Annotated in this window: 6 protein-coding genes and 2 pseudogenes; 5 read left to right on the forward strand and 3 right to left on the reverse strand. The window is 32.0% G+C overall.

Annotated elements, in window-relative coordinates:
- Together FTV42_RS15060 and FTV42_RS15065 are read left to right on the forward strand one after the other, a co-directional pair.
- Positions 1 to 377 (forward strand): annotated as a pseudogene (locus tag FTV42_RS15060) (inovirus-type Gp2 protein); the annotation flags it as partial.
- A gap of 2 nt (positions 378 to 379) precedes the next feature.
- Complete coding sequence (locus tag FTV42_RS15065) at positions 380 to 652, forward strand: hypothetical protein (RefSeq protein WP_179995758.1); 273 nt, start codon at positions 380 to 382, stop codon at positions 650 to 652.
- 110 nt (positions 653 to 762) lie between these two features.
- Here the strand turns inward: FTV42_RS15065 and FTV42_RS15070 are convergent, their stop codons facing one another.
- Together FTV42_RS15070 and FTV42_RS15075 are read right to left on the reverse strand one after the other, a co-directional pair.
- Positions 763 to 1,323, reverse strand: a complete 561-nt coding sequence (locus FTV42_RS15070; RefSeq protein WP_179995759.1) for a hypothetical protein — start codon at positions 1,321 to 1,323, stop codon at positions 763 to 765.
- A gap of 3 nt (positions 1,324 to 1,326) precedes the next feature.
- Positions 1,327 to 1,920 (reverse strand): recombinase family protein, encoded by a 594-nt coding sequence (locus FTV42_RS15075; protein ID WP_179995760.1) that lies wholly within the window; start codon positions 1,918 to 1,920, stop codon positions 1,327 to 1,329.
- Between the two features lie 188 nt (positions 1,921 to 2,108).
- Between FTV42_RS15075 and FTV42_RS15080 the strand changes: the two genes are divergently transcribed.
- Both FTV42_RS15080 and FTV42_RS15085 read left to right on the forward strand, forming a co-directional pair.
- Complete coding sequence (locus FTV42_RS15080; protein ID WP_179995761.1) at positions 2,109 to 2,627, forward strand: hypothetical protein; 519 nt, start codon at positions 2,109 to 2,111, stop codon at positions 2,625 to 2,627.
- Between the two features lie 169 nt (positions 2,628 to 2,796).
- The gene (locus FTV42_RS15085; protein WP_179995755.1) at positions 2,797 to 3,168 is read left to right on the forward strand and encodes a hypothetical protein; all 372 of its coding nucleotides are present in this window, start codon (positions 2,797 to 2,799) and stop codon (positions 3,166 to 3,168) included.
- Positions 3,169 to 3,201: 33 nt separating this feature from the next.
- Here FTV42_RS15085 and repM read toward each other — a convergent pair whose 3' ends face one another.
- On the reverse strand, positions 3,202 to 4,143 hold the full coding sequence (gene repM / locus FTV42_RS15090; RefSeq protein ID WP_179995756.1) for a replication initiation protein RepM: 942 nt from the start codon (positions 4,141 to 4,143) through the stop codon (positions 3,202 to 3,204).
- Between the two features lie 1,898 nt (positions 4,144 to 6,041).
- On the opposite strand from repM, the pseudogene FTV42_RS17410 reads away from it, so the two are divergent.
- Positions 6,042 to 6,370: pseudogene (locus FTV42_RS17410) on the forward strand (hypothetical protein); the annotation flags it as partial.

Below are 6,370 nucleotides of genomic sequence, written 5' to 3' on the forward strand. Positions count from 1 at the left end.
AGAGCTTATTTAAAGATGGGTACAGCTTTATATATAGCTTTGAATATGCAGAATACAAAGGATTGCATTTAGAAATGATGTTAGTAGTAGATCAGAATAAACATAATCCTTTAACAGTCTTTAACCTTTTAAGAAAGGTACTATTCAACTTAAATGGTGTAACCATAAATATTGAACAGGAATATAAGAAAGTTTCTTTTAACTTCCATGAACGAAAGGAAGAATATTTATCTGATTCAGGTGGAAGTAAAGTAGGACACAATTTAAAAAATGCAGAACAATTTAAAGATTGTATGTATCGAGCTTCATACCTAGCTAAACAGGATGACAAGCAACAAGTACAATATAAGAAAACATTTGGAACAACAACAGGCTAACAATGATCGACTATAATCAACATTTAATTAACAGCACATACAATCAACTCATTTCTAATTTAGTAGTATGGCAATATCTAACAAATAAAGTAAAAGCAGATACAGAACAAGGCTACAAAGTAGTGAAGAATAAAGAAAAGCTAGACAAGATCACATCAAACATTCTTGATGCTCTCCCTGCTTTAGATGGTATTGATTTAAGTAATGTAAAGCTATACATGCCACTTGTGGATGATGTAAAGCTATTAGAACAGTTTAAGGAGATAGAGCTATGACACTTTTATTATGCTCTGTAGCTGTAGCATTTATTATCTATCAACTCCGTACAATCTAGGGGATAGAGTATATCTCTTTTCCCCTCTCTCACGTATGAGGTGCGGTGCGCCTACACGCTTTTAGATTTAAAAACAATTTCCTTTTTATACATCATATACTCTATAAGGATTCGATTTAGATTATTTAAACTATCAATTAAAAAATTTAATTTATTTTCTAAAATTTCTAAATTTTCTTGATTATCAGTACTCATTTCTTGTTTAGTATATTGAAATGTATATTCTTTTATATTAAGTTGAACTTCTTGTATCTCTTTATCTTCAATTATTTCTAATAGTAAACTTACTCTATCTCTATACTTTCTATCATTCCTAAAGCTATTAATTCGATGAGTAGCTAAATCATCTCTATTAAAAAGGTCTTTATAGTTAATTGAACTATCTATTTTTCCATATCTATACATATAGTCATTTTTTAAATCTTCTACTATTTTTAAAATTTCTTTTGTTTCATTAGCTATAACTTCCTTTCCTTTCTGATCATGCCATTTTTTGTAAATATAAATAGCAACTATTATTGGTGATGCTATGGTTGCTGCTACTCCTAAATAAGTTCCCATCACATCTTGATAGGTAGCAATAATTGACCAATCCCAACTACATACATCCATACATTACTCCTTTAAAACTCTATATACAGTAGCAACGCCACAACCTACAGCTTTAGCTATTTCTTCTTTTGTTAAGCCTTTATTACTTAACTCTCTAATACGATCATGTTTAGCTGTATCTGCTTTCTTACCTGTAGGCTTGTATCCGCTTCTCTCTAAACCTTGTTTAATTCGTTCTATACGCTTTTCATTGTCTAATCGAGCCATAGTAGCTAACAAATCAATTAACAGGTTATTAACTAAATTCAGGATAGAGCTTGTAATGGTATCATCTGTATTCAGCAGTACATGAGTAGTTGGCAGATCAGCAACAACTAGCTTCAATCCTTTCTCTTTTATACGTCCTTTCAATACTTCAAACTCATTTTGTTTTAAACGTGATAAGCGGTCTACACTCTCAACAAGCAATGTATCTCCGTTCTCTGCATCTGCTAATAATTTATTTAATACAGGTCTATCTAGCTTTGTACCTGATTCATTCTCTACATATTCAACAGTAACGCCGTTTATGGTACTAGCAAACTCTTTTAAGCTATCTAATGCTCTCTCTGCATCTTGGTCTTTTGTACTAGCTCTTACATATATTCTTACTGTCATTATCATATAACATTATATCTTTAAGTCTTATGATAATACTATCATTTAATTATCAATACAACTCTAATGATAGATATATTCTCATTTAATTTGATTATTATTTCAGTATAGTCTAATGATAGCTTTTATCAGTCTTAAATACTTATAATGCTATATTCAGTTTACTTTTGAATAATTAAGAGATTTTTATGAAAAAAATATTAATCATCGGGTTAGCAAGTCTTTTTGCTATAGGTTGTGCAACAACATCAGGATTAAATCCACAGACAGCAGTAAGTAATTTTGATGGTGTGAAAAGTGTAGCAATTGCTCCGCATGGTGCAGCATGTAAAAGCATGGTGTGCCCAATGGTTGGTGCATCATGGTTAGATAATCATCCTGATAATGTTGGTATTACTATTCAACTATTCAATGAAATAGCAAATATTCACTCAGTATCTTTTAATATTGATGGGGAAATTATTAATATAAAGAATGATCATGCTACTAGTTTTGATCAAGCTGTAGGGGCTAACTATTCACAAGCTACAATGGTTGTAAGTTACAGCATTTTAACTAAAATTCTGCAATCAAAAAGAACATGGATGAAAGTATCAACTAGCAAAGGCGCACATGAAGTAGCCATTGTAGATGGTACTGTAGATAGTAAGGCTTTTAATGCACTTAAAAGATTTGATGCTCAAGTAAAAGAAGCATCTGCTAAATAGTTATAGACTTACTACCTTTTAGTGTAGGCGGTGCAAAATAATTTGCATCGTTCTTCTCTCTCTACGTGAATGAGTGAGCATAATTGCCTTGCTAATTTATTTCTATTCACGTACAGCGTTCAATCTGATAGGCTTATAAGCAATAAACAAGTAAATGTTGGTATTGAATATGGCAATTACAACTAAACCTCGTGGCAACCTATCTAAAGCTGTAGTATTAGAATTAGTAAAGGATGCAGCTCCTGAACAGATAGCAACTCTATTTACAGGTAAAGATAATAAACCTTGTACATTGGTATCACGTACTCGTACAGTAGAGCTATTAGGTTTAACAGGTGCTAAAAAGAAAGCTGTAGAAGAATATACATACCCTGCTAAACGTAAACCTCGTAAAGCTGTAGTTAAACGTGGTACTGATTCAAATACAGTTAGCAAGGATGACTATAAAGACTTGAGCAATGACAAACTAATCAGCTCTATTAAAGAATACAAAGCTAAACTTAAGGCTATGGAAGAACAACTATCTGAACGTCTTAAATAACAGACAATAAAAAAGGGGGCTTATATAGCTCCCTTATTTGTTGCTAGGTACATATCCCACACTTTCTAGGTATGTCATCCATTCCTTAATATAGAAAGCATCTGATAGCATTGTAGCTATTCGTTCTGCATAATCTTCTATACTCTCTCCAACATTAGCCTTGTAATGGTTTTGGAAAGCTATATCTCTACTTAACTTATCACCAAACATAAGGCATTGTTTAATACTTAGTCCTGTAAACATATCTACAGTATTCTTATCTTTACTCTCTTTCTGCTTCTTCTCTTTCTTCTTAATAAACTTAAACAGGATATGAGATACCTTTCTCCCCTCTTTAAACTGTTCATACTTAATCTGTATATCAGCTTTATCATTGATCTCTTTAACTGCCTTATCTAATACATCCCTTTTAAATACAGCATTTAGCTTGTACTCATTATCTTCTAAGCCTAGCTTACTTCTAAGCTCTGCTATTTCAAACTTCTTACTTGTTCCAATATCTCTATACTTAATCAGTAACTCATACAATCTAATACTGTACTTACTTTTAAACTCACTTACTTGCTCTAACAGGTATTGAGTAAAGTTAGCTTCAAGTCTGCTTATCATGCTTATTACATTTCGATTCAGGTACATTACAACCATACCCTTATCATTTACATAAGTTACTTCATTAACCCAACGAGAAACGGTTACAGCATCCGTATCAGCATACCTATCAATATAGCTGAACTGTCTATTAAACAATTGTTTTGTAGCATCTGCTAACTGTGAGTAGGCGTTACTCTCATCAGTCTTGTATTGATCTCTGTAAGCTGTAGCCTTAACTTCAATTGGTGTTTCAGGTGTTAGTTTATCTAGCTCTCTAGCTTCAACTATGGCTAATAACATCAATCTTTGCTCAACCAATGACAGATTGAAACTGGCATCAATCAAACTATTATCTTTAACCACAAGCCTTGAATCCTTACTCATTTCCCCTCTCAACACTTTGGTAGTGAATTTGTTATTTTGTTATATTAGTAATCTTTTATCACTGTTCTAATATAATATCAATATCATCAATACGGTAATTAATATCACATTAAACCACTTATCAACAGGTAAAAAGTATCACACATTACGGTAAAAAGTATCACACATACCCTCTGAAAGCCTTATAGGGCAAGGCATACAGCAAACAGTAAAGCATTTTAAAGCTTTTTTTATTTCAGAAAAGCCCATCTTCCTTTCAAAAATTTTGATTTTAATTTTGATTATCTGCATAGCAAATTGAGTGCATGGATTCAGATATATTTACCTATCCTGCAATGCAGGTTGGACAGGGAATAGAAATTTACACTTGCTCATGGCTTCTCATTTGCGCTCTAAGGTGCTTCTAAAAAGTATAGTGGTACATAGATATAGGTAAGGTGTATTTCGTTCAATCTGAGCGATTCTGTGAGCATCTAGGACTATATTTAAATCCTATCTCTACCAATCTGATAGCTGTGTACGCCGTGACAGGTATTTGATACGTTCCCAAAAATTTGGGAGCGTACAGAGTTATCAGAATCCAACCGACTGCATGAAGTTTGATAAGGTATTGAGAAGAACAGAGGGCGTGGAGAAAACAGAAATTAGAAAAGAGAAAAGAGAATACAAGTTACATCATTTGTTTTTAAATCTATTCAAGCAATAGAGCATTAGTGTGCATACAAATATCTAGTTTTATAAATATTATTAACCATACAAATTTTTGTTTATTTCTGAATACAACTAGATCAGTAGAACAAGCCTTTCATTAAAATTAGTTATGTAATGTCTATCTGCTTCTCAATGGAAAGGAAGCGGAGCTTTAAAAGAAAAACCCCTGCTTAATACGGAGTACCTATCCTCAAACTAAGGACAGGATTTAGGGGTGGGAGCAGATTAGCTTTATCCCCTCCCTCTTTGACAAGGTACTTAAATCAATACCTGGTCTACGCTGACAGATTTTAATATCCTCCATTGCAGGACAATGAATTAACTAAGCAATTACTAATCAAATATCTCTATAGCTCTAAATAGCTCTCATTTGCTCTTACAGCTCGTTTAAGGTTAAGTGGTGCAAGTGCATAGGCAAGGTGTCTAAACGCTCTCCTATGAGCAATGGTGAGCATAAAGAATTATATTTATATCTCTATCTAGTGTTAGGATTATCTGACAACCACAATATCTAGTATCTAATAAAATACATCATCCAAAAATGGATACTGAATATGAATAACGCTCCCACCAATGGTGGAAACGTATATAAATCTTTATACCAATCATCAAACAACATATAGAACATTGTACTAATTAGCTCAGCGCAATTCTGCTCTCAGTGCTAGGAATTAATACTATTTCCACTCAACCGACTTTTCGGCTCAGTAGGTGTATGTATTCAAACAACCATAAAAACAGGTCTATTTTGATTGTAAGGTATTGAATCTTGACAAATTTGTCATGATGTGTTAGTATCTCTCTCATTACTAAAAGAACAATAAAACACTAGCCTTCAGGTACATCAATTTTATAAGTCATTGATTTTATTTAATACTGTTTCAATAGCGACAACGGTATTTTTATATTTCTTTATAAATCAATAATTTATAAACCATCTAAAATCTATCAAAATATGCCTATATCCCTTACAGCATAAGGCTTTCAGCCACATCAAAAACAATTCGGATAAACAGAGTAATAGATACTATCTAACATACATATATCTCTACTACATCTATAGCTATGTATAACATATAAATATATCAATCTTTATATAGTAAATATCATATTAACTATTAGCTTATATCTTCTCTATTTATCTAATAACAATACAAAATAAGACTTATATTCCCTTTAACTAATTAATGAGTAAACTTTTAAAAACAAGTAAGTATTTAGGCTATCCAATCAATACAGCATATAAATTAAAACAATCTAACATGAAAGAGATTTATCTAGCTCTAGCTCATGCTAGGGATACGATAGATCGACCTATAGCTTTAAGATATACAATAGGACTAGATAATAACCATTCATTCGATATTAACAAATTAACTAGAAAGATTAAGAGCTTATTTAAAGATGGGTACAGCTTTATATATAGCTTTGAATATGCAGAATACAAAGGATTGCATTTAGAAATGATGTTAGTAGTAGATCAGAATAAACATAATCCTTTAACAGTCTTTAACCT

The organism is Acinetobacter sp. YH16052 (assembly GCF_013417155.1).
GTDB lineage: Bacteria > Pseudomonadota > Gammaproteobacteria > Pseudomonadales > Moraxellaceae > Acinetobacter.

Bases quoted from the DNA above. Each gene is read 5' to 3' on its own strand.
- FTV42_RS15065 (WP_179995758.1), top strand. From the start codon at position 380: ATGATCGACTATAATCAACATTTAATTAACAGCACATACAATCAACTC.
- FTV42_RS15080 (WP_179995761.1), top strand. From the start codon at position 2,109: ATGAAAAAAATATTAATCATCGGGTTAGCAAGTCTTTTTGCTATAGGT.
- repM (WP_179995756.1), bottom strand. From the start codon at position 4,143: ATGAGTAAGGATTCAAGGCTTGTGGTTAAAGATAATAGTTTGATTGAT.
- FTV42_RS15070 (WP_179995759.1), bottom strand. From the start codon at position 1,323: ATGGATGTATGTAGTTGGGATTGGTCAATTATTGCTACCTATCAAGAT.
- FTV42_RS15075 (WP_179995760.1), bottom strand. From the start codon at position 1,920: ATGACAGTAAGAATATATGTAAGAGCTAGTACAAAAGACCAAGATGCA.
- FTV42_RS15085 (WP_179995755.1), top strand. From the start codon at position 2,797: ATGGCAATTACAACTAAACCTCGTGGCAACCTATCTAAAGCTGTAGTA.